Source organism: Bradyrhizobium sp. ARR65 (assembly GCF_000472385.1).
Lineage (GTDB): Bacteria > Pseudomonadota > Alphaproteobacteria > Rhizobiales > Xanthobacteraceae > Bradyrhizobium.
In genome coordinates this window covers 1-23,761 of record NZ_AWZU01000008.1, presented here as the reverse complement: position 1 = coordinate 23,761, position 23,761 = coordinate 1, and the positions used below count along the sequence as shown (strand labels likewise).

The following is a 23,761-nucleotide window of genomic DNA, read 5'->3' as shown; positions in this document are numbered from 1 at the left end:
TGCCGTGATTATCAGTTGTTTGCCTGATCGAGAGCGCTCACCATATTCCAGCTCTTTGCTACTTGCTTTGGCCAAAAGGCTGCACGAGCCACATGTCGAGGTCTTTCACCTCTCCACTGGCGGGTCGTACAAACTTCCGCATGCCCGGCAGCACTTGTTCGAGCGTTTCAAGTTGCAGCCGGAACTTGGTAAGCTCGGGAGCGCGCTCATAAGCTTCAAGGCGGAGCGCGAAGGCGTTTGACTCGGCTTGGGCCGTTGCGATCCGCTGCTCCTTGAAGGAAAGGGCACCTTCGGTCATCGCTGCCGCTTCGCCTTTCGCTTGATTGATCTTCTCCACTGCGAAGACATTCGCCAAGTTGATCGTACGTTGTTTGTCTTCTAACGCACTCGCAACGTCCCGGAAGGCATCATGCACCTCGTCCGGAGGGTGGTCGTAAAGCAGGCTGATTGAAAGCACCTCGATTCCGGCCTGATAGCGGTCCAGCATCGACTGGGCGGTCGCACGCGTCTCGCGCTCTATGTCTTCGCGCGCAGTGGTGTAGACAGCGTCAATGGGGCGGGTCGCGACCGCATGCCGTAGCGCTGCCAGGATCGTGCTGCGCACCAGGGCCTCTGGTTCGGCGAGATGATAAGCGAATGCGAGCGCGTCCTTGACTCGGTAGTGAGCCGTCGACCTCAGATTTATGAGGTTGGCGTCCCCGGTAAGCAGAAAGGAGTCGCCCGGCATCATCTCCTTCTGGAACCAGACGCCGCTCGCCGCTACCTGCGGAGCCGGGTTCGCTCCGAACGCAAGCCGGCCACGAAGTTGCGCGCGCGTGGCATCGGCCCGTGACTGTTCCGGTGCAAGTCCGAACTCGATACGTCGCACGCTGTTCAGCACGATGAGGCGGTGACTCTCGACCGGCCAGGGCCACCTGAAGTGCAGGCCAGGCTGGAGATCCGACGCCAATATGCGGCCGAACTGAATCCTCATTCCGATTTGGCCCGGCGCGACCGTGAAGAATCCGCTGCCAAGCCAGAGTAGCGCCGCCGCGATCGCGGCCGTGTAGCCAAGACCGCGCAGGGTAACCACAATGCCCGTTAGACTCGCGGCTCGGTCCCGCAGCCAGCCCCATTCCTCTGGAACGTGCGTCCGACACATGCTGAGGATCAGCAGACAGCTAAGCAGCACAGCTCCCGCGATCTTGACGACATCGGGCACAAAGCCGGCCGCCGCGCCGAACGTTGTTCGTGGATCGAGACTCCACGCATGATATATCGCGTTAAGGCCGAAACCGGCTGCAAGAGTGAAGATAGCGACAGCGATCAGGTAGGCCGCCACTACGCGGCGCCCCAAGACTTTCAACAGGACGACGATGCTGCTGATGTTCGTAGCCGGGCCCGCAAGCAGAAAAACAAGCACTGCGCCCGGGCTCAATCCTTTGAGCGCCAATGCCGCGGCCATAGGCGTAGAGGACGAAGCGCAGGTGTAGAGAGGGATGCTCAAGACAAACATCAGCAACATCGAGATCACGCCGGCGCCCCAGGACCCCTCAAACAACTGCTCTGGAATCGCCACCACGGCCACTGCGGAAAGAACGATGCCCAAAGCGAGCCACCAGCTGACATCGTCGAGCAGTTCGACAAATCCATAACGGATGATACGCCGCGTCGCATTGACGACCGCATCGACGTGCGTGGTGCCAGGATGGGGCCGCAAATCGGGCTCGCAGAGGTGTTCGTGATGGTGCCCCACAGTATCATGTCGTCTTTGAAGCTCCTCGCTCGCATGACACTGGTCGCTGTCCCTACACGCGGTTGTGTCCGGTGTCGGATGCGGTTCGGGCGTTCTGGCGTGCGGCGCACCGAACAAATTTGTGGCGAGGCCAGCAACGATTGCCGTTGCAACCCCGGCCACCGGTCGGAACACCGTCATGAGTGGATCGGTCAGCGCGTACGTCAGGCTGATACTGTCGACTCCCGTTTCGGGGGTCGCGACCAGAAATGCTATGGTGGCACCTGGGGTCGCTCCTTCCTTGCGAAGCCCGAGTGCAGTTGGCAGGACGCCGCAGGAGCATAAGGGTATCGGTGCGCCGAGCACTGATCCCCAGAGCACCGATTTGATCTTTCCGGTTCCGACCAGCCGGGTCAGCAGCGCACCTGGCGCCAGGACGGCCAGCAAGCCGGCAAGCAGGAAACCAAAGAGAAGAAAGACCGAAGCGTCTTCCAGGATCTCCCAGGTTTCGTGAAGGACATCGAACAAAAAGCTGACCATCCCAGTCGCCCGTTTTCAAACGGTTTTCCCGGACCGATGCTCTGTCCAGCTTCGGCCAGCCGCCGCACCTGCGGGCGCGGCCGCTGACACCGTCGTGTCACCTGGGCAGATATTTCTTGTTCAACGCGCAAGCCACAGAAAACTGCGGATCCACAACGTTGGCGATGTAGAGATGAGCCGCCTGACCAAGCAGTTCAACCGCTTCGTACCGATCGAAGCCATAGTCGGTCATCAGCCAGTCGACCATGTCCACGCAGCCAAGCCGCAGCGCGTCGATCAGAGGCCGGGTGCTGCCGATCGACATGATCTCATTGTCGTTCATTAGGCGGGGCCAGTTGATCTTCTTACCCTTGATCAGGTTGACTGTGAATTTGACTTTGAATGGGGTCTCGATCGCGGCACCGTCGATCTCTCCGTCGCCCTGGGCGGAATGCCCGTCGCCCAGCATGAACAACGCACCTGGTTCGAACACCGGAAACTGCATCGTGACCCCGGCGACAACCTCATTGAAATCCATGTTGCCGCCATAAGCCCCCGGATAGAGCGAGCTGATGCACTCCTTGCCTGCCGGAGCCGTGCCGATGGTGCCGAAGAAGGGCCTGATCGGAACCTCTACTTTGCCGATCTTGCTGTTCGGCATGTCGAGCCTGGCGACCTTGCGGCTGTTGTCGAGATGCCAGACGAACAAGCGGTCGGGCACAGGCGGCGTCACCATCGCGGTCTTGTACTCGGGCGCAAGCAGCCCGAAGTTGGGGATTGAGGCGCCCCATCCCCAGTCGCGGTTCAGATCGATGCTGTCGATATGGACCTCCAGAGTGTCGCCGGGTTCGGCACCCTCGATATAGAACGGACCCGTCTGCGGATTGACCTTGGTCAGGTCGAGCTTTGACAAGACGGTATTGTCGGACACCGAGAATACGTCGTTGGAGGCGTCACGCGTGGTGGTGGTCACCGAGTCTCCGGGTTTGATGCGAAGTGCCGGAGGATGGGCATAGCAGTAAGTGAAATAGACCTTGTCGCCAGGATCGTAATTCACCTCGGCCGCAGCAACTGGCCGTGTCGCCGAAACCGCGGCACTGGACAACAGCAATACGACCGGCAACCATCGCCACGTCTCTCTCGACGCCATATGGAGGTTAAGCATTCAGTGCCTCCCTTAAGTTGTTAGTTGCGCTCGTCCGCGCTGGTTTTTTTCAATCCATCTACTTCCCGCGCAATTCCTCGCGCATGGCATTGGTGGCGGGAGCCCCGCCGTTGGAATATCTACTGTCAAGCAGCACTGCGAACAGCGGCGAGTCGACCGGTAACACCATGGTCGTGTTCTTGCGCGCCAAGGAACGCGAGGTCTCCATGGCACGAAGAAAAGCGTAGAACTCGGGCGACCGGCTCACAGCTTTCGCATAAATCCGCGCCGCTTCGCCCTCGCCTTCGCCGCGGCGCTGTTGCGCGAGCTCAATTGCCTTCCCGAGGATGAGCGCCTTCTGCTCCTCTGCGCCGGCTCGCACCTTGAGCCCCTCTTCCTCTCCCTCCGAACGATAAAGCATGCTGATGCGACCGCGCTCGGATTTCATCCTGGCGTACAGGCGGAGCCGATTTTGCTTGGGAAAGTCGAACCCGCGCAGCTGTACGTCGACGACTTCGATTCCGTAGTCCCGCAATGCGATGACGTTACACCGATGGGCAATCTCGGCGGCAATGGCGTCCGCTCGGTAGGCTGAGGCATCCGTCGAGACAAACGCGACGAGGCGATTGCTCCCGATAGCGGCCCCCAGTTCCGCGGAAAGGATGTCGCCTAGTCTGGATTCGGCACCCCGTCTGTCGATGACAGTCTCAAAATATCGCTTCGGATCGGCCACGCGCCACAACACGGTACCCGATGCTACCACTGGCGTTTTCTCAACAGTCAGGAATTCGTTCGGCGAAGAAGCGTAGACAAACAGCCGACGATCGAACCCCCAGACGCTCTGCAATGGATGCTTGAACCCAAGTCCCGGCTCTGTCAGCACTTGCGTGGGCTTGCCGAAGTCGGTGACGATCGCGTACTCCGCACTGTCTACGGTGAATATGCAAAGGCTGGAAACCGCAGCGATCAAACCTATCGCTGCAAGAGCGAAGAGAGCGCGCCGATACGGCCAAGTGCCGAAGAGTTTATGAAGGAATCGAGCCATGACCATTCCGCTGCGCTGAGTCAAAAGCGTTCGGACTAGTCGTCGCCACAGCCCCACGGCGGCTTCTCAAAAGAGTACAGCCCTGCCGCATCAACGGCAAGAGAGCGATTGGCGCCTTGCGCCGATGACACTGGCTTACCTGTGCGGCTTCAGAAGCAGTGTGATGTTACAATGTAACCTTTGGGCAATGTCTTGAACTCGCAAGACGGCCGAGTCGGATCTCACTACGATTGGCTCTAACGTTTGGATATGAGCCACTGGAGTCATCGCGGAAGATCAGATCGCGGCGAAAGTAGTCCGAAAGCGTCGCGAGTGAGGAGTCCTCTTCGAGTCGGGGACCACTTCCGCTTCTGTGCCTGATGCGAAGTCCGGGCCCGCCGATCTATGGCGACGTTGCTAACGGCTCGGAAGGCTCGCACTGCTGGGACGCGGGCGCTACAGGAATGCGCGGCGGTGCGGGCTGCCGATTCGCACCGACCATCAAAGCGCTGCAGGAGGCCGGCGCAACGTCACTGCGCGCCATTGCGGATGGACTGAACGCACAAGGCATTCCCACCGCACGCGGATCAGGCCAGTGGCCGCCGACGCAGGTGGCGCGCCTGATCGAACGCCTGTGACATCGCGTGGCCGCCAATCTATTTTCCTGGGAGGGGCTCCTAGATACTTCCACCGCGCCAAAAGAAGGGTGGCCACCCGACCTCCAAATGTGCTCAGGCCGCAACACGCCAATCCTGAATTTGGTGCTTGCTTCCTAATACTGCAAGTTCGCACTTCTATTCGCGGTCTGCGGCACGAAGAGTTTGAACCATTTGCTCAACGCGGGCGAACCATTGCTCTCCTTGTTCCCGTCGCTTTAGCTGACGCTCCACCACCTCGCGAATGAACGTGCTTGTACGGCTCTTTTCTATGAGAGCCTCCAGAACACTCTCGCCGTCGCTCTTCCGCATCCTCTTTAGTTGTGGGTCAAGATGATCAAGCGTCAGCCGAAGGATGGATAATTGGACGTTTCTTGAAACGCTGCAGCTACTAGCTCCACTGGCGCGATTGCTGTCGTGATCGGTCATTAATTCCCCGCGCTGAGCCGTGTATCATTTGAATGTATCCGCGCAGGTGCTGCGACGTGGCCTAATGTTGACGTTGCTGAGGCTTATAGGTCAGCCTGTCTTGCATTTTTGCATCGAGATAGCATCGCCTCTTGGCAACGCTCGCCCGATCACGATGCGAGACCGAGCCTGACCTGTTCGTAACTGGCGTTATCTTGGTTCCGGTGCCATACTGATCGAGATGCGCTGGCACCCAATTTCGCTAATTGCGGTGGGCGCGATGATCGCGCTGTCGGTGTTCTTTGTGTTCCGACCGCCGCACTACAAGATGGTCAAGCCGCCGCTTGCCGAGTCGATTGAAGACCAGTGCGCAGCCGCTCCCGGCAGGGGTCTGATGCCGCCGGAGTACACTTGTGAGAGGCCTCCTGAATGACGGCCAAAGGAGGCCCCGCCGACCGGGCGGGGCTAGTGCTGGGAGGTAAGCCAATGCCCAACGACGCAATAGCAGCACACAAATTCGACCATGCGGTGACGAGCAATGAAAAAGCCGCCAGACGCGACTCGAATGGCGCGCTGGACAGGCCCCGCTGGCCCGCTTGGCGCTACATTTGAGTGTCGACGGATCCGCAGGGCCTAAGGGTATGGATGATGTGCCCGGGCCTAAGGGTTTTGAGGATGTGCCCACGCCGGCACTCAAGGTGCTCCTGGGCGTAGGCAAGCAAGAACATGAAAATCAAAGCAACCAGGACACATCCGGCTACAATCTTCTTCACCATGGCTGCTACTCCATGGGGTTAGCGAGTAGGCGACCGCGCGTCCCCCGCAACATAGCACACTTGGGCACGTTCGCGGGTGGACTACGCTGCAGTCGCAGAGGGAGGTGGCGCGTTTCCAGTGAGAACGGCAAGCGCGAAGGGACAGACAACTTTCCGCGTTTCTGATGGCGGTCACGCTCGCGTGACAAGCGTCAGCCCCTCAATCGCCTTGCCGAATTCACTGGTGAGTACTGTCAGTATTTAACTGAGTCCCCTAATTCGTAATTCGCCGAATTGGTCGATTAAGTTCGTAATACCAAAACCAGTTAAGGAGGTTTCAGCCATGTGCGTGCAAGCAGGGCGCCGATGGGATTTCGGACCATGGTACGGGTACGGCTGTTGCTTCGGAGGGCCTCCAAGATGGGGACCAAGCCGACGAGAAAGAATCCAGGAGCTTAAGGACTACATCGTGGAGTTGAGGGAGGCGCTTGAAGAGGCCGAGGAGCGGCTAAAGGAACTGGAAAAGTAAGTTGATGCCACCCCGGGAAGCGCCGCAGAGGGTGTTTTCCGGCGCCCGCTGTTTTGACCAGACTAGCCGCAGCGCAAAAACACGCATGGGCGCGGCCACGGTGCGGACTATCGCAACGGGCGCTGCAATAAAATCCAGGCCTACCGGGTTGCCGGTTGCTTTTGTGAGGGCACCGGGCATGCATTGTGACGCGCAGATCGTGTCTGCTTTCAGAGGCTTGCGGACGCGGGGGGGGCGGTGGGACCGCTTTAGGTCGCGGCGAATGAGCCGAACCGGAAGTGCTGCGGCTGGCCATCTGCACAAGAAACCGGCCTCCTAAGCGCTATGAAGCGCAAGGCAACTCGTAGCAGAAGCAACGTCACGCGACGGTGCCGCCGACTTGGTGCGGGCGGTTTCGGAGGTCTGCATCAGAGAGCGCAGACGCGCGGAGTGGCACCTTCTCCATCTCCTGGTTGTTCGGTGCCCCGGTCTGTGCGGCCAATCGGCGGCGGACAACATCGATATGCCCCCGCAGATCATAGACCTGGTTTGCGAAGCCGAGCGGGAAACGGGTGTGGCTCAGCGCTTCTTCGATCTTGTCTACCGCCGCTTGTGTGGCGGCCTGATCCTTGCTGCCTTGGTCACCTTCGATGGAGACTTCCAGCGTCTTGAGCTGGCTATACCAATAGAGCAGGCGCCTCCGGATGTGCCACTCGTATGCTGCGGGCAGGAATCGGAAGAGAGGCAGCCCGATCGCAATTGCGGTCACAAGCACCGCGATCGCTCTTTGCGCGTGAACGGTTAGCCAGAGCGGCAGATGTCTCTGCAGAAAGGAGGGACCATTCTTGTAAAAATGCACAGCGGCAGCGGCGACCGGAAAGTCCGGGTCAGTCGGCATCGGAAACTGGCCGGCGCGTTGAAAGATGCCGGGCGCTCTGTGGATCTCCCGCATAGTCTGGAGAAGCAGGCTGACGATTTCCGGATGCAGGTCGCTACGGACCTGCACGCTCATGGTCGTCGCGAGGAGCGGAACGTCATAGGCCGGGATGTTCTCTGCGATGTCGATGACGCCTTCCGGAAGGTCTAGTCGCACGAGGCTTGGCATTACGCGGGTGAACGCTTCTGCCATGGGGAAATTCATGAGCCGGACGTTCGGGCTGCGCAGCATCGATTGCACGGCCGACGTGTTCGGCGAACCGAGTATCCACACGGCGTCCACTTCGCCGGCCCGCAGCTCCTGCGCGGCTTGGTGAAGCGATACGTCAGCCGTTCACCGGCAGGGCAGTGATAGATATCCTCCGCCGCGGCAATGTCACCGTGAAGCCCGCCTGCTCACAGGCACGGAGCTCTTCATTGTCGTAATAGCCGCGATCAGCAACGACGCTCGAGCGTCTCGACAGCCATCTCGGCACGAGCCTGCTCGGCCATGTTGGCGAGTTGGTGGCGATCGGTGCCAACGTTGGTCACATCATGAGCGACGATAAGATGATGCTGCGTATCAACCGCAATCTGCACGTTGTAGCCAACGATGCCGGTGTCCTTGCCGCTTGTCGCCATGGAACGTGCGTCAAGATCGGAGAGCCAGATCTGCTTGTCCTCGCTCTTCATCATCTCCGCGTTGATCGCGTTGAGCCGGACGATCTCCTCCTTGAGCTTTTCGATCTCTTGCCCTTGAGCCGCTCAACCTTCACCACCGGCACCGCATCGCCATGCCGATCGGCGGTTTCAAGCTGAGAGAGATAGCGGGCTATGCTTTGGTCGATCCGCTCAAAGCGCCTCTTCATCTTGACCTCGGTGAAGTTCTTGTCCCGTGTATTCACAACCTTGAACTTTGATCCGTCAATTGCGACGCTCGCTGCACTGAACTGCTCAAGCTTGCGGCACGGCGCAACGAACTCGCGACAGACCTTACGAATGGCCTCGCCATTGTCCTTACGGAAATCCGCAATGGCCTTGAAGTCCGGCGCCCGTTGCCGGGTCAACCAAATCATCTCGATGTTGCGCTTGCATTGCCGCTCCAGGCGCCGGCTCGGATGGAATCCGATTAAGATAGCCGTAGATGTAAAGCTTGAGCATCGTACCGGGGTGATAGCTGGGTCGACCGGTGTCGAGTGGCTGGACCCCGACGAACCCGATCTTATCGAAATGGAGGCCGTCGACGAACACGTCGACCGCTCGCACCGGGTTGTCTCCGATCACATAATCATCGAGCAACGCTGGAAATAGGGTGCTCCGTCCACGATGCACTCCTTCAACAAAACGCTTCATCGGCTGCCCCGCAAATCGCAGGGAATCTTATCGCGCGAATCACTTCAAACAGAGCGTTTTCACACAGCCTGGTCCCAAGGCGGACAACGTTGCCTTGCTCCCCGAGTCTCCTACCAAGCTCACGCAACATCGCCTTTTCGCAAGCGAGCTTCAATGGGCTCGATGTCAGAGATGCTTCTCGCCGGCGGTGTAGGGAATGCCAGGAGCATCATAATCGAACTGACAACCAAAGCCGCTGCGCATAAGGTGATCCAGGTGACCTGTTCGCCAAGCACCCACCAGCCGAGGAGCAGCGCGACAATCGGGTTCACGAAAGTGTATGTCGCGACGATTGGTGCCGACATGCGGTCCAGGAGCCATAGGTAGGCCGTGTTCCCGACAACGCTCCCAAGCAGCGCAAGGTAGAGCATACCGGTAATCGACATCACCGTGACGTTCTCAATTGCGAATGCTCTCCACTCGCCAGCAAACGCGCTGACGAGTAGTAAAACCACGCCGCCGCAAATGAGCTGCATGGCTGCAAGCTGGTCGCTCGGAATATGGGCGGCTCGTCGTTGTGAATAGACGGTCCCTAAGGCCCAGGACAGAGCCGACGCCAACAACAATAGGATCATCATCCAGGAGAGCGGCCGAGTGGAGCTTGATGTATCATGCCAAGCAAGCAGTGCGACCCCAGCAAATCCCGGAAGGAGTCCCAGCAGTTTTCCCAGTGGCTCGCTGCGTGCGATCACGGTGTTCACAAGGACGATCCAGAACGGAATTGTTGCCAGGAGGACCGCTGCAAGGCCGGATGGCACCTGGCGCTGGGCGTACGCTAGAGCGCCGTGGCAGCCGACGAAAAAAAATGCGCCGCCAACCGCCGCATGGCCCCAGTCGGCGAGAGGACGCAGCCCCGAGCCTCGAAAGTACGCGATCAAGAGAAGCACCGCGCCGCCAACAAGAGAGCGAGACGCGATGAGCATAAAGGCGGGGATTGATAGCAGGCTCAAGGCAATGGCGAGATAAGTCCCGCCCCATAGGAGGTAGATCGCCGCAAACGCTCCCATGATCTTCAACGGGACTGTACGCTCCTCCATGACAGCCTCTGGCAGCATCGAGCAATGTTTTCGCGTGAGTTAACGAGCCCTACGTCGATGCGTTCCTGCTTGGAGGCAGTCGAGATTAGTCAGAGCGTCCTCCGGTTCTTCCGTGTAAACATGCGGATTGCTAAAGGTGCTGTAGTCACCCGTTGGGCGAGGGCGATTTTCGCTGGCAAGGTCGGGTACAAGCTCCCATAAAATTACCTGCCGGTTGATCAACGCTGCACTGTAATTGCCGATCCGAGATCGCAAACTCTGGTGGTAGCGCTATCGGCTATCGCATCGTTCGTCGCAGATAGTTTAAGGTCCGAAGAACGATCCGTTTAACTTTTCCCAGCATAACTGCGGACTCAACGGCAGGTTACTGTGGCATACGTCATCCCGCTCATCGCGGCCGCTGTTGTGGTCGAAGCTGCCGGACAGTTCGTCCACCTGAACAAGAATATTTTCGCCGGCGTTCGCGCACTGTGACCCAAAGGTGACCTTGCGTCGGGTACGCAGGCTTCTGAGCCGCTGCTGTTTCTGTCCTGCCTAAATAGCACATCATTCGCGCAGCTTTTTTGATAGTCACGAGATGCTATCGGACACCTAGGAGCGCACCCGTGTTCCGGCCAACATCTTGCGCGCCTCGTTCAGAGCCTGCGCTTCCGCCTCCGCCCGAGTTGCGCCCTCACCGCGCGCGAGGCGTGTTCCGGGGCTGACATTGTCCACCTCGCAGCGATATCGGTTGCCCAGCTTGTATGAAACCACCCCGATCTCCCAATCACCGAGGCGCTGCTGCCGTCGCTGATAGCCGTCGGCATGCAGCCAAGTCTTTCCTGCATAAAAGGCCGCTTTCTCGACCAGGCCCGCTTGCGACCAATGGTGGGCGAGGATCTCGGGATGCATCTCCACCGTCTTCGGAAACCGATCCTCCAGCACTTTCGCAATCCGTGCGTGGAGCTCCTGCCGTCTGCTCCGCAGCAAGGTCGCATACGCCGCATCCCGGATCAGGGCGTGTTTGAACGTGTAGGTTGCGCCGGGTGGCGTGCCGCGACAGAAGACCAATTCGGAGTGGACGAGGCGCTCCACTGCTTCTTGCAAGGAGCTTTCCGGTAGGGGGACCAGGGCGGCCAGCAAGTCGTATGAAAACTCGCGCCCGATAGCCGCGCCGATTTGCGCGACTTCTCGGATCGGTGCCAACCGATCGAGCCGTGCCATCAACGAGGCATGCAGCGTCGTTGGAATCGCCAGCGGCGGCACCGGACCAGTCAAAACGTATTGATCACCCGCGTCCTTCAACAAACCGCTTTCCAATACCGTCTTAGTCAGTTCCTCGACGAAGAGCGGGACGCCATCGGCGTGAGCGGTGATCTGATCACGGATCGCCGAGGGCAATTCTTTGTTGCCGGTGAGGCGGTTCACCAATTCGGCGCCGTGTCGGGGGCCCAGACGGCTGAGCGTCAATGTCGTGACGTGTGCATCGCCGGTCCAGGGCGACGGAAATGCCGGCCGGCAGGTGATAACGAGCAACATCCGCAAGGACTGAATCCGCTCCACCGTCAGCTCAAGGAGTTCGAGCGAAATGGGATCGATCCAGTGCACGTCCTCAAACACCATCAACACCGGTCGATGCGCAGCGAGCCCGGCAAGCTGGGCTATCAATGCCTCGAGGGTTTCCTCTTTGCGCCTCTGCGGTTCGAGCTGCAGCGCCGGGGAGCGATCGCCGCCGATCGATAGCAGATCCGCCAACAGGCTGGTGGCATGCTTCGTGTCCTTTGCTGACGGAGCGAGGATCGCCTCGAGCTTGCCGAGCCGGCGCTCGGCATTGTCGTCCCGCTCAAATGCCGCGGCGTGCTCCAATTGGCTGACGACGGGGTGAAGCGCGGTGTCCCCATGATGAGGCGAGCAGAAAAAGCGCAGCCGAGTGTGCGGCTCGCCTTTCAACCGTTCTTCTATCGCCTCGGTCAGACGCGACTTCCCGATGCCTGGCTCACCGGACAGCAGCACGACCCGGCCATCGCCTTCCTTCGCCTGCTGCCAGCGGCGCATCAGAAGATCGAGTTCTTCGTCGCGGCCGATCAGCGGTGTGCTGGAGCTGGCGGCGCGAAGCGCCTCGAAGCGGCTCTCGATCGTGCTCAGGCCGACCACCTGCCATGCCCGCACCGGATCGGCGAAGCCCTTGAGCGTCACGGCGCCGAGGTCGCGATATTCAAATAGCCCGCCCGTCAGGCGCCGGGTATCGGCGGCAATCACGACGGTGTTCGGAGCCGCCAAACCCTGCAGCCGGGCAGCCAGGTTCGGCGTTTCGCCAACCACCGCTTCCTCCTGAGCCGCTCCGCTTCCGATGAGGTCGCCGACCACCACCAGGCCCGTGGCGATGCCGACGCGGGTTTGCAGCTTCAGCTCGCCAGGGAACGGAAGCGCGATTGCGCCGACGGTCTCAACCAGAGCCAGACCGGCGTGGACCGCGCGCTCTGCGTCGTCCTCATGGGCGTGCGGGTAACCAAAATAGACGAGGACGCCATCGCCCATGAATTTGGCGACGAACCCTTCGAACCTTTTGACAACGCTGGAGCAGCGATCATGGTAGACATGCATCACCTCACGCATGTCTTCGGGATCAAGCCTCGCCGAGAGCGCCGTTGAGTTGACGAGATCGCAGAACATGACTGCGAGCTGCCGGCGCTCGGCGCATGCTCCAGCTGACACAATGTGCGGAGGCGAAACCGCCGGCGTCGCGGTGGTTGGATCACGGTTGCTCGGCGTCAGCCTTTTACCGCACGCGGAACAGAACTTTGCACCTGGCCGAACCACAGCGCCACAGGATGGGCACCGGCCTGGAAGAGCCGCGCCGCACTCCTCGCAAAACTTACTCTCCTCCGGAATGTCGGCCCGGCAGCTCGGACATTCCATGCGCCCCTCCCTGGCCCCGCCAGTCGCGCGCTGATTTCAAAGTCTAGCACGACGAACTTGCCCCGCACTAGCGGCGCTGGCGCCGCATTGAGGCTGACCGGGGTACCGCCGCCGGAAAGCGAAAGAGCGCGCCTAAATTGGGCGTGGCCAAATCCGATTCTTGCGCAAATCGTTAGCGCAGTGGGTATACCCGTGTCCGCGCCAACAATTCTCTTGCCCTCTTGAGCGCCTCGGCTTCCGCCTCCTCGCGGGTGGTTCCTTCGCCTCGCGCCAGTCGGACTCCCGCGTCAGCATTCTCAACCTCGCAGCGGTACCGACCACCGAGCTTGTACGATGTAATGCCAACGTCCCAGGCTTCGATGTTATGTCGCCGGCGCCGATACTCCTCGGCGCGCAGCGCCGTTTCGCTTTGCATGACGCTTCTCCTTCGAACAATCACGCCGCGGCGCGCTCGATTGGCGCGCGGACGAGGTTGCCCCACTCGGTCCAGGAACCGTCGTAATTCCTCACGTCGGGGTAGCCCAGGAGATATTTAAGCACGAACCAAGTGTGGCTCGAGCGCTCGCCGATGCGACAATAGGCGATCGTCGGACGATCCTGGGTCACCCCCTCACCCTCGTAGAGAGCACGAAGTTCGTCTGCGGATTTGAATGTGCCGTCCTCGTTGCAGACCTTGGCCCAGGGGATATTTCGCGCGCCCGGGATGTGCCCGCCGCGCTGGCAGGTCTCGGGAAGGCCGGGCGGCGCCAGGATGCGACCCGTGAACTCATCGGGGCTCCGCACGTCCACCAGCACGGCGCTCTTTTCCGCCGCGGCCATCTGCGCTTCGCCGAGATAAGCCCGGATAGAGAAATCGGGCTCACCGGGCAGCGTGTAGCTGCTGCGAGCGATTTGCGGCACGTCCGTCGTCAGCTGTCGCCCTTCCTCGAGCCATTTGCGGCGCCCGCCGTTCATCAGGCGAACGTCCGAGTGGCCGTAGATCTTCATCTGCCACAGCGCCCAGGCGGCGAACCAGTTGTTGTTGTCGCCGTATAGGATCACGGTCGTGTCGTTCGCAATCCCCGTCTCCTCCATCAGGCGTCGGAAGTCGTCGGGCGGGATGATGTCACGCTGCAGCGTGTCGCAGAGCTGTGTCGTCCAATTCCAGGCAAGCGCACCTGGAATGTGCCCTTGGTCGTACCCACCCGTGTCGACGTCGACTTCGGCGAGACGGATGTTCAGATCGCTCCGGTGCGTCGCTACCCAGCCGGTATCAACCAGCATTTTGGGATCAGCATACTGGGTCATGAAAATCCTCCCTGTTGGTCTCCACGGACATCGGCGCCCGTGCGGCGCGTGCTAGTGTGGTCACTCGGCTCGAACGGATCGCCCACTAACGGGGTCTGTCCATAAGCGCGCACGTGAACGCCATCCATCGGGGATGGCTCCCTGGCCTCATCGGCCGCCGCCGGGGCGCGGCCTCGGTCGACGAGCAGCAGCCCACCTAGTCCTTGAGTGAGAAGCTCGCAGCGTCTAACGCAGCGCGAAAATTCCTGCGCGAGAAGCTGACAGCATAGGGAGCCACGATACATCTCCAGCCCGCTAAGGTATTGGATCGCACTTTACGGCGCTTGTCGAGGGGGTGTGAAGGTCGGCTGGGCAGCGCCTTCCCGCATACTTCAGAGCAGCCTGCGTGCTCCACCGCAATCATTGTCGGTCGACTTTCGGCGGATGGCGCCTCATCGAGTACGCCATTCGCACCTGCAGTCTGTCTCTTACGAAGAAACGAGCCTTAAGCCGTCAGGTCCGTGATGCCTATGATCACGCGTGCCTTGTGAGAACGTGCCTGCCGATGGCATCAGCGCTGCTCGCTCGCTCCAGACGCCGATTTCGGCACGTCCCGTTTCAAGGGCAACTACGTTCCACGCGACCTGACGCGCCTGAAAAATGACCGCACCTAGTGTCGCCAGCTTCGCTCCGGCACTGATAGAGCAAGTCAGCTTGACTGACCCGCCCCGCGGCTCGGTCGGCGGTAAGTACGCCGCCCCGACCTGATTGGCAGCCCGTCCGAAGGCGACGACTGCGGCTCCGAGAATTTCCGGAGGCCAATCGCGACAGATTTAGCAGGTCTCGCTGAGGTCTTCTGTCGGAGGCAAAGCCGACTGGATTTGCTCGCCGCAAGTATTACGGCTCGCGTGCCTTAGCGGTCCTCAGTCCTTCGACGAATCCGGTCTAAGATCGTCCGGTGTCGTTCAAACTCTTCTTCGCGGTATTTGGATCGTCTCGTTCCTTGATCTTAGCGACCGGAAGCCGCCAACCGCGCCTGATCGACATGACGCGAAGTAGGAAGCATGAAATCAGCGCCACCGCCGTGACCGCGGCGACCGGTAGCTGTAGCATGTGGCCGATCACCACGATGGCTGCCGCGGCCAATGCGGCGACGGCATAGAGTTCCGCGCGCAGCACCGTGGGAATTTCGGCCAGCAGCACGTCGCGCACCATGCCGCCGCCGATGCCGGTCACCATGCCGAGTGCCGTCGCCATCACGGGATTCAGTCCGTGGGCCAGTGCCTTCGAAGAGCCCGTAACGGCGAAGAGCGCGAGGCCCGCCGCGTCGAAAATGAGGATCGGATTCGACATCCGCACGATGAGGGGCGAGCAGTAGAAGGTGATGATGCCGGCCAGGAGCGACACGCCGAGATAGCGCCAGTCGCCGACCGCCCCGGGTGGAACGGCGCCGATCAGGAGGTCGCGCGTGATCCCTCCCGAATTTCCCGCCGCAAACGACAACACCAGAACGCCGAACAAATCCAGCTCTCGCCGGGCACCTGCCAACGCCCCGCTGAGCGCGAAGACGAAAGTGCCGCTCAGATCGAGCACAAGCGGAAGCTTGTCCATGATGCCGCTTTCCTTGCCTTAAGAGAGGACGAACATGCTTCGATCGGCTAGCAGGCCGGCTCGCATTCCTATGCCGGTAGCCAGGCCCGGGCCGCGACGACCAGCGCTTCGACGCCGGTTCGTAGCGTCGGATGGAGAAGGGGCGCGAATTTCGGACTGTGGTTCACCGGAAGTTCGTTGATTTTGTTCGCCTCCTTGGCCTGCGCGTACGTCTTCGGATCGGTGCCGCCGACGAACCAGAAGACCGATGGCACGTGCCACTCGGATCCGAACGATCCGAAATCCTCGCTGGCGGGAGCCGGCCCCGTTTCCCGGACTCGCTCCGCTCCGAAATGTCCGCGAAAAGCATCTGCCACTCGCTTGGCGGCATCTTGGTTGTTCACGTTGAGGGGGTACTGATCGATCGTCGTGATTTCCGGCGGCTGAGGCGCCCCGGAAGCAGCCGCCTCGGCGTTGGCGATCCGCTCGATCGCGGCCAGGACGCGCTTGCGCACGCCCGCATCGAAGGTCCGGACATTCAGTTTGATGATGGCCTCGTCCGGAATGACGTTTTCCTTCGTTCCGGCCTGCAGGACACCCACTGTCAAAACCGCAGCTTCGGCCGCAGCCACCTCGCGCGAAATGATCGTTTGCAGTCGCAGCACGGTCGAGGCCGCCATGACGACGGGATCGATGCTGGCCTGGGGCATCGATCCGTGTGCGCCCCGCCCGAACAGGCGGATTTGCAGGCTGTCCGCCGCCGACGTGATCGCGCCGGCGCGCCCGGCGACCGTTCCCGCAGGGCCTACCATGACGTGCTGACCTAAAATCACGTCGGGCTTTGGAAAGTGTTTGAAGAGGCCATCGTCGATCATGGCTTGCGCGCCTTCGCCCGTTTCTTCTGCGGGCTGGAAGACCGCCATCAGCGTGCCGCGCCACGAGGTCCGGGCATCCGCCATTAGCTTGGTAGCGCCCGCGAGCCAAGTGACGTGCATGTCGTGGCCGCACATATGTGAGACGGGGACCGTCTTGCCTTCGCGGTCCATCGCTGTCGCTTTGCTGGCATAGGGAAGAGCCGTCGCCTCCTGGATCGGCAGCGCGTCCATGTCGGCGCGCAACATGACTGTCGGTCCTTCGCCGTTGCGGAGTAGACCTACGACACCGGTTTTGCCGACCCCGGTAGTTACTTCGTAGCCGGCGGCTCGAAGCCGGTCGGCCGCGAGGCCCGCTGTGCGCGTCTCCTGCATCGAGAGCTCTGGATGCGAGTGAACGTCTCTGTAGAGGGCCTCCAGATCAGGAAGCATTCCATCGAGGTTGCGCAGTGCGGGATCGGAAGAAAGCGCCTGAGTGTTGACCATGAGTCAACCCCTGCAGTTTAGGGCATTGATGGCGTACGACTGAATAAACGCCCGTGGATGAACTCAATTAGGAAGCCTCGCGCCCATTTTCATCAGGCGCAACTCATATAAGATTTCTTCAAGCGAAGTTGACGCCCTTTCCGCGAGGAATGGCTCGAGGGGAATAATCTCTGTAGGCAGCGTCGTCCCAAAATACCGGCAGTCCGCCGGTCGTATGCAGCTTGATCGGGGCTGGCTTCGTGGCGAGGAATGACATTTCCACACGGCGACCGCAGGCAATCCATGTCGCGTCATTCGCGAATCACGGAATGAACCCTTTGCATCGTCGATCTTGCCCGTGTCGCCTGTTGTGCCATCCCGAAAGCGACGTTCATGTCCGCTTTCGGTACACAGGGGACAACGCACGCGAGGGATGTGCGCATTCCCTGCAGTGGACGAAGCAGATAACGCCGCAGCATCAAGTTCGTCTCTGATCGCCCCTTCGCCGATCCAGAAGCCACCGCCCGCAAAACTGAGGCTGGCCAACGCCGTCGAGCCGGCACAGGACGGCCGCATCTACATCGAGAAGATCAAGGGTGACTTTTATCCATCAGCTCAATGGTACGCGTGCAGAATGCAAAGCTGGTTTTGATCTCGCGATCGCGAAAGGGCTCGACTCTGGATGCACGAGAGTGGGACTTCTGTGAAGATCAAGGAGCCTGGCACCGCGTTCACCTACTAAAGTTTAGGCAGTTCTCTGTTCGCGACAAAAGACCTTTGAGCCCCATCCGACCCCGCACTTGATGACTTTCACCTGATACTCAAGTTCGTCTCTCGCGAAGCGGCTTTGGATTAACTACCCGCTTCGTCGGAGCCGACAATGGAGCTTTCTCGGAACGGCGGAAGTGCAGCTCGCGGAGCGGACAATTCCTGACAGTACATGCGATCGATTCTGCGTTGCATCAGCGCGTAGCAGTTGCATGCCACAGCTTCGAGCCGCGCTCGGTCGATCTCGACGAAGCCGCGCCGGTAGGACGCAATGGCGCCCGCCCCTCGAAGATTGTTCATAGTCAGCGTCACCGTCGTCCGCCGCACCCCGACCAATTGGGCAAGCGCCTCCTGCGTCAGCGGAAGGAGATCATCGGGAACGCGGTCGTGGAGTTGCAGCAGCCACCGCGCCATGCGGCCATCCACCCGATGCAGCGCATTGCAGGCGGCCACGTGCTGGAGCTGCAACAACAGCGCGCGGGCGTGGACCTGCACGACGTGCCTGATGGCCGCGCTTCGGGCATAGGCGACCCGGAATTTCGCTGCGGAAATCACTGACGCGGTGCCGGCCAGGCGAGCAGTCGCGGTGACGGACGAAAGCGAGGGGCCGAGCACGGAGAGCGATGCCAATGCGCCTTCCCGCCCTACCAACGTGGTGGCGACCGTTAGTCCGTCTGGCATATCGATCATGAAGGCGATGGCGCCACTATGGGGAAAATAAACCTGATCGAGCTCATCGTCCGACCGCACCAAGACGGTGTCGGGTTCGAACAAGACTTTGTGGAAGTGGGGCGTGAGCAAGCCCAAATCTGTCGGCGGCAAGGCTGCCAGAAGCCGATTTCCAATCGCGACCAATGAACCTGCCCCAATGAAAAATGACCCAACCGGCCACTCAATAGCACCCCAAGCATGGGTGGAAGAAAAATCACATGGTTTAAAGACTGCACCCGTAAAACACCGGATGGCTAGCGAGCCCAAACCCAGAAACGGCTGCATGAGTCCTCGGGCCCGGCGACCTCGGCTCTAAACCGGGGCCATTTTGAACGTGCGGGATTACGATTGATGCCGAAGATGGGCTGGCATCGCGCCTTGGACGATCCGATTCCCGCTGCCCGCGGCCGCTGCGAGCTGAATACGCTCGTGATATCGCCAACCACATCACCGAGCTGCCGACGCGCGAGCATGAACTACAACTGCGCCTTCTTTGAGCAGCGGCGATGCATCGGTACGACTGTCTCCTCGTCTCCTCTGGACGACAAGGAAGAGACGAAATCGGTGTTTCTTGCTGCGGTGCGTCTAAACCGGCCTACACAAGTACGGCGCCGAAAGTATCAGGTATTCATTCACCTTTTACCGGCGCGAGGAGCGGGACTTTCTCCATGTGCAGGAACACAGACTCATGATTTTGCATTGTGTTGGTTTGTGAGGCGATCATGCATCTTTTTTCAAGAATAGTCGCGATTGCGACAGTCCCGGCGTGGTTGGGGATACATGTGGACCCTGCTGCAGCACAAACCTTCAATGAGAGATGGTCCATCATTCCGAAGGCACACGCAGAGCCAGCTCCCGAGGCGCCCGGCCACGATCAGCAGGATTCGCAAACGCAGGCTCCGATTGGAGCAGAGCCCACACATGGTTCAGGAGATCGCTCAGCCACTCGAACCTTCAACCGAGTTTTTTCCGGAAAGGCCTCATACTATTCGTATCGGACCGGAAAAACAGCGAGCGGTTCGTCGTTCAATCGGAATTTGCCAACCGCAGCCCACCGCAGTCTGCCGTTCGGCACAAGGGTTCGCGTCACTGATCTTGCGACCAGGAGGTCCGTAGTAGTTCGCATAACCGACCGCGGACCGAGGGTTCGCGGCCGCATCCTCGACCTTTCGCTCGGCGCGGCGCGCAGCTTGGAGATTACGGGTCGTGGCGTGGTCCAAGTTCGCGCTGAGGTGCTTTAGCTTGTGCTGCTAAGTCCCACCACAGCTTGTGCTGCTAAGTCCCACCACGAATTTCTCCGCCGCAGCGGGGAATGGAAAGGCATAAAGAATCCGGAGATGAACCGCGAGCGCGTCATCCATCGATAGCAGGCCCACCATCGAGCGCGAGCGGCTAAGCCCCAATTTTGCAGCAGCAATTCAGAGTCGAGCATGTCTCTTGGGGATCAAAAGCGCCGGTTGAAGGCCGGCCAGTCGTTTACGGTCTATTGCGATAAGCTGACTGTTCGTAAGCCTTGCCGGATTTCGCGTTCGGGCCAACATCCGACATCGGGTCTGTCTAGCCGTGTCGGGGTGAGTCAAATAAGCTGGTCGCCGATCTTGATCGACACAAGCGCGGGACAGGCATATCAACCGGGGCATTGCATGCGAAATCGATCCATGACGGCGCGATCCACGGTGGAGATGCCGGGTTGGGTGACTTCCGCCGTAGTATCGCTCGCCGCGATGGCCGCATTGATTGTGCTGACCGCTGGCGCCACCGCCAAAGAGGCGCGCCCCGCGACGCCCACCGAGGCGACGGCGCCGCGCTGCTGGCGAGCCGATCATGGGGATCGTGTCGATCAAGTCCCAGCGGATCACTTCTCCCGTTGGCGAGATGTGGCGTCCACATAGGACGACGTCGCAGCGGAAGCGGCGGGCGATCACCAGGAGCTCTACGACCCGCCCGGACAGCGGCAGATCGGTCACGCGTCGCCGACACCGGCTATGGATACGCCGCGAAACTGTTGCGCACGATGGACACAGGCCGACACTTCCGGACGGCGCTGCGGTCCGGAATGACCGAGCCGCAGGCGTAGCGGCCATTTCTGTGCGCGTCGCATTGGTCCCCGTTTCACGTTGACGACTTCGGCATCGGCCGCGACCAGCGTCTTGTGGTGGACGCCGCGTCCTTCGCCACGCGTGCGCCCGTCAAGTCAAGTGTCGTGGACCGCTCGTTGGCACGGATGCGCGGTCACGGGCTGCATCATGCGGGCGCGCAACTTGTGCGAGATCGGCGCGCGAGCGGTCAGTTCCCCGGCGCGGCCTGACCGTGCGGGCCGGGCTAGCCCCGCCGCACTGCTTGTTCTACGTTCTGGCTCGAGACCGTGCGGCCTGGGTCCCGTTTTCCCACGCAATCGTTCGACAAGCCCCATCTCCTTCGGATCAGAGCGCCCCCTGACATGTTCGTTTCGTTTTTCCCCCGCCCCAAACTGTTCCTTCTAACGGCTCTGCTTTGGACCGCCCTATCCATGGCGATTTGGTACGGTTTCGCCAGCGCTCTCGTCCATGGCCCCAAGCCGGTCGGGATTTCGGTCTTCTGGTCGCCTTCCGAGCTCTGGTTCGATCTCTACTTCGCGCTTTGCGTCGCTATCTTCGCCGGCGCCTGGACGCTGTTTGCTCCGCATCCCTGGGCGGGCTGGTCCATTCTGGGCTCTGCACTGATCCTGTTCGCCTCCTATTTTCAGGTCCAGGTGAGCGTGGCCATCAATGCCTGGTTCGGTCCGTTCTATGATCTTATCCAAGCCGCGGTATCCAAGTCGAGGCCGGTTACTGTCGATGAGTTCGTCGCCCAGCTGTCGATCTTTGCTGGTGTTGCGTTTGTGGCCGTGATCGTCAGCGTGCTGACAAGCTTCTTCACTAGTCACTATATCTTTCGCTGGCGTACTGCGATGAACGAGTTCTATACCCGAAACTGGCCGCGGCTCCGCAGCATCGAAGGCGCCTCGCAGCGTGTGCAGGAAGACACGATGCGATTCGCCAACACTCTGGAAAACCTTGGCGCCAGTCTCATCCGATCGGTGCTGACGCTGATCGCCTTCCTGCCGATCCTGATGAAGCTGTCCGACGTCGTCACCGAGCTGCCGCTGGTCGGCGCGATCCCGTACCCGCTAGTTTGGGCGGCTGTGATCTGGTCACTGTTCGGCACCGGCGCGCTCGCATTGATCGGAATTCGACTGCCGGCAATCGAATTCTTTAACCAACGGGTCGAGGCCGCCTATCGCAAGGAGCTCGTGCTCGGCGAGGACGATCCTGTTCACGCCGACCCGCCAACGCTCGGCGTTCTATTCAGCAATGTTAGGCGAAACTACTTTCGGCTTTACCTGAATTTCGTCTATTTCAATATCGGCCGCATCGTCTATCTGCAGGCCGACGTCATCTTTCCGTACGTTCTACTCATACCTACCCTGGTTGCGGGCAAGATCACGCTCGGCCCGATGAACCAAATCCTGAGAGCGTTCAGTGAAGTACGAAGCTCGTTCCAGTATCTCATCACCTCCTGGACCACAATTATCGATCTGATATCGATCTATAAGCGCTTGCGCGGCTTCGAGGCGGTCATCTATCACGAGCCGCTACCATCGATCGAGGCGGAGAAGGAGCCGGCGTGATCATCGCCACCACACGCTCCGAAAGAGCAGCCGGCGCGGCCGGAATATGCTTTTCGGAATTTGCGAACCGCAAAACGTGGCAAACGCAAGCTCGAGCGGGCCGACCATCTGGATGCGCTCGACTGCAATAAACTTTCAAAACCTGTCGGTTCGGCTAAATACGCGGGGCCGCCGCGCGGAGTATGTTCGCGCGGCGCCTTCGGCGGAGGGCCGGTAGAGAGGCAATTTCCGGCAGACCGATCCTAGGTTGCGCGGGCGAAGTCGCAACAGAAGCTGCTTGTTAAGGTTGATACGCGCGAGCGGAGTTAAATGGGGAACCGAACAGATCGCTTCAGGTGAAGCTTACGCCGATGCGATCCGCCTGCCGCCAGATCAAGCAACATTCAAAGCTGTTTCGGAAACCATCGAACGACAACTTGAATGCGGCCGGCACGACCGTGAGCCCGTCCAGCCAAAGGCCGGCCCCAAAAACGGTCAAATCTCGGAGCAGGTAGGGCTTGTAAGCGGTTTGGCCGGGAAGCGAAACTAGGACCGTTTCGTTTAGAAGCTTGCGCTTTGCTCTACGCCGCTCAGTGCCTTTCCATTCATTGCCGTTTGCGTTCGCGGACTTTGGAGACATCGGCGTTCTCAACGTCAGAGATCATCAAAGCCAGTCAGGCGCTTGTAAATCCACCGGCGATCATCACGCCGCCGCCAGACGTTGCCCCAGGCAATGCCGCCGTCGATCGAGCGCCTGCGGATAATTACCCGCCAGACATGCCAAACGCGAGCCCATGCGGGCATCGTGCTGGCATCGAGATCATCCTCGGGATCGCTCAAAGCGTTCGACCGCATTTTCAAACTGTTAGTTCGGACGGAGCAGCCGCGCGGAGTATTTTCGCGCGGCAACTTCGCTAGAGAGCCGGCCGTGTAGGCGATTTCCGGGAAGTCATGCTAGGCCGATTCCGCAAAGCCGCAACGTAAGCCGCCTATTAAGCTTGATAGGCGTGATCGGAGTTAAATCTGGAACTAACAGGTCGCCTTTCGTCGGCAATTGCGAGCTGGGGCAGTCAGTTTTCTTCTCCCACCGCTCGGTTGGGTTGTCCTACGATCCTCTCAATGGTGCGCTCGGCATGAAGACAGCATGCGCCCGCGTTGATGAAGCCCGGTCCGCGTCCTATTCGCATCAACAAACATGATCCATTTCCAGCCAGGTGGATAGCAATCTGCAGAAGGTGGTACTCGAAATCCTTGTGCTCCATCACTCGCCTGCCTTGGAAAAGAGGGAGGAATTGCTGTTCCCGGTTTCCACTCCAACTTCACGGATTGTGTTTGTTTTAGGAACGAACCGCGCGTTGGCCACTTGTAGTCAGAACCAGAAGGCCGTCGCCCGCCGTTAGCAAAACGGCGCCTGTCGCGGATAGCCAAAGGCAGAAGTGCCCGCTGTTCAAAAACAAGCGCTCGCGTTGGATAGCCAAAGGCGACGGCCGT

At 60.1% G+C, this 23,761-nt stretch carries 17 protein-coding genes and 1 pseudogene; 4 read left to right on the top strand and 14 right to left on the bottom strand.

Annotated elements, in window-relative coordinates:
- Positions 1-58 precede the first annotated feature (58 nt).
- The 3 genes from F758_RS46430 to hflC all read right to left on the bottom strand — a co-directional run bounded on the left by F758_RS46430 (position 59) and on the right by hflC (position 4,422).
- The gene (locus tag F758_RS46430; protein ID WP_024508011.1) at positions 59-2,254 is read right to left on the bottom strand and encodes an SO_0444 family Cu/Zn efflux transporter; all 2,196 of its coding nucleotides are present in this window, start codon (positions 2,252-2,254) and stop codon (positions 59-61) included.
- A 97-nt stretch (positions 2,255-2,351) separates the two neighbouring features.
- Positions 2,352-3,398 carry an acetamidase/formamidase family protein gene (locus tag F758_RS0111535; protein WP_084305268.1) on the bottom strand — a complete coding sequence of 349 codons (1,047 nt, stop codon included), beginning with the start codon at positions 3,396-3,398 and terminating at the stop codon, positions 2,352-2,354.
- A gap of 58 nt (positions 3,399-3,456) precedes the next feature.
- A complete protein-coding gene (hflC, locus tag F758_RS43700; RefSeq protein WP_198026463.1) occupies positions 3,457-4,422 on the bottom strand; it encodes a protease modulator HflC in 966 nt (321 codons plus the stop codon).
- 359 nt (positions 4,423-4,781) lie between these two features.
- On the opposite strand from hflC, the gene F758_RS43695 reads away from it, so the two are divergent.
- Positions 4,782-5,039, top strand: a complete 258-nt coding sequence (locus tag F758_RS43695) for a recombinase family protein (protein WP_035721787.1) — start codon at positions 4,782-4,784, stop codon at positions 5,037-5,039.
- Positions 5,040-5,195: 156 nt separating this feature from the next.
- Here F758_RS43695 and F758_RS49450 read toward each other — a convergent pair whose 3' ends face one another.
- The 8 genes and pseudogenes from F758_RS49450 to F758_RS0111455 all read right to left on the bottom strand — a co-directional run bounded on the left by F758_RS49450 (position 5,196) and on the right by F758_RS0111455 (position 17,184).
- On the bottom strand, positions 5,196-5,486 hold the full coding sequence (locus F758_RS49450) for a hypothetical protein (RefSeq protein ID WP_157449965.1): 291 nt from the start codon (positions 5,484-5,486) through the stop codon (positions 5,196-5,198).
- Between the two features lie 1,621 nt (positions 5,487-7,107).
- Positions 7,108-7,857 carry a hypothetical protein gene (locus tag F758_RS43685; RefSeq protein WP_157449964.1) on the bottom strand — a complete coding sequence of 250 codons (750 nt, stop codon included), beginning with the start codon at positions 7,855-7,857 and terminating at the stop codon, positions 7,108-7,110.
- A gap of 172 nt (positions 7,858-8,029) precedes the next feature.
- A pseudogene (locus tag F758_RS47525) lies at positions 8,030-8,996 on the bottom strand (transposase); the annotation flags it as partial.
- A gap of 119 nt (positions 8,997-9,115) precedes the next feature.
- On the bottom strand, positions 9,116-10,072 hold the full coding sequence (locus F758_RS0111485; RefSeq protein WP_024508003.1) for an EamA family transporter: 957 nt from the start codon (positions 10,070-10,072) through the stop codon (positions 9,116-9,118).
- A gap of 591 nt (positions 10,073-10,663) precedes the next feature.
- Positions 10,664-12,970, bottom strand: coding sequence for an adenylate/guanylate cyclase domain-containing protein (locus F758_RS43675; protein WP_084305264.1), 2,307 nt, complete (start codon positions 12,968-12,970; stop codon positions 10,664-10,666).
- Between the two features lie 435 nt (positions 12,971-13,405).
- Entirely contained in the window at positions 13,406-14,257 is an 852-nt protein-coding gene (locus F758_RS0111465) for a sulfurtransferase (RefSeq protein ID WP_024508001.1), read from the bottom strand.
- 924 nt (positions 14,258-15,181) lie between these two features.
- Positions 15,182-15,847: a trimeric intracellular cation channel family protein gene (locus F758_RS0111460; protein WP_024508000.1), complete on the bottom strand. Its 666-nt coding sequence runs from the start codon at positions 15,845-15,847 to the stop codon at positions 15,182-15,184.
- 68 nt (positions 15,848-15,915) lie between these two features.
- Positions 15,916-17,184 carry a M20 family metallopeptidase gene (locus F758_RS0111455; protein ID WP_024507999.1) on the bottom strand — a complete coding sequence of 423 codons (1,269 nt, stop codon included), beginning with the start codon at positions 17,182-17,184 and terminating at the stop codon, positions 15,916-15,918.
- A gap of 430 nt (positions 17,185-17,614) precedes the next feature.
- On the opposite strand from F758_RS0111455, the gene F758_RS49445 reads away from it, so the two are divergent.
- Complete coding sequence (locus F758_RS49445; RefSeq protein WP_157449963.1) at positions 17,615-17,815, top strand: hypothetical protein; 201 nt, start codon at positions 17,615-17,617, stop codon at positions 17,813-17,815.
- A 200-nt stretch (positions 17,816-18,015) separates the two neighbouring features.
- On the opposite strand, the gene F758_RS0111450 is transcribed toward F758_RS49445, so the two are convergent.
- Entirely contained in the window at positions 18,016-18,927 is a 912-nt protein-coding gene (locus F758_RS0111450; protein ID WP_084305262.1) for a Crp/Fnr family transcriptional regulator, read from the bottom strand.
- Between the two features lie 437 nt (positions 18,928-19,364).
- On the opposite strand from F758_RS0111450, the gene F758_RS53215 reads away from it, so the two are divergent.
- Positions 19,365-19,883, top strand: coding sequence for a septal ring lytic transglycosylase RlpA family protein (locus F758_RS53215; protein WP_084305260.1), 519 nt, complete (start codon positions 19,365-19,367; stop codon positions 19,881-19,883).
- 177 nt (positions 19,884-20,060) lie between these two features.
- Here F758_RS53215 and F758_RS53210 read toward each other — a convergent pair whose 3' ends face one another.
- Complete coding sequence (locus F758_RS53210; protein WP_157449962.1) at positions 20,061-20,726, bottom strand: transposase family protein; 666 nt, start codon at positions 20,724-20,726, stop codon at positions 20,061-20,063.
- A 356-nt stretch (positions 20,727-21,082) separates the two neighbouring features.
- Here F758_RS53210 and sbmA point away from each other — a divergent pair, with 356 nt between their 5' ends.
- Positions 21,083-22,291, top strand: a complete 1,209-nt coding sequence (sbmA, locus tag F758_RS0111440; RefSeq protein ID WP_024507996.1) for a peptide antibiotic transporter SbmA — start codon at positions 21,083-21,085, stop codon at positions 22,289-22,291.
- 633 nt (positions 22,292-22,924) lie between these two features.
- Here sbmA and F758_RS0111425 read toward each other — a convergent pair.
- Positions 22,925-23,110, bottom strand: a complete 186-nt coding sequence (locus F758_RS0111425; RefSeq protein ID WP_157449961.1) for a hypothetical protein — start codon at positions 23,108-23,110, stop codon at positions 22,925-22,927.
- Positions 23,111-23,761 lie beyond the last annotated feature (651 nt).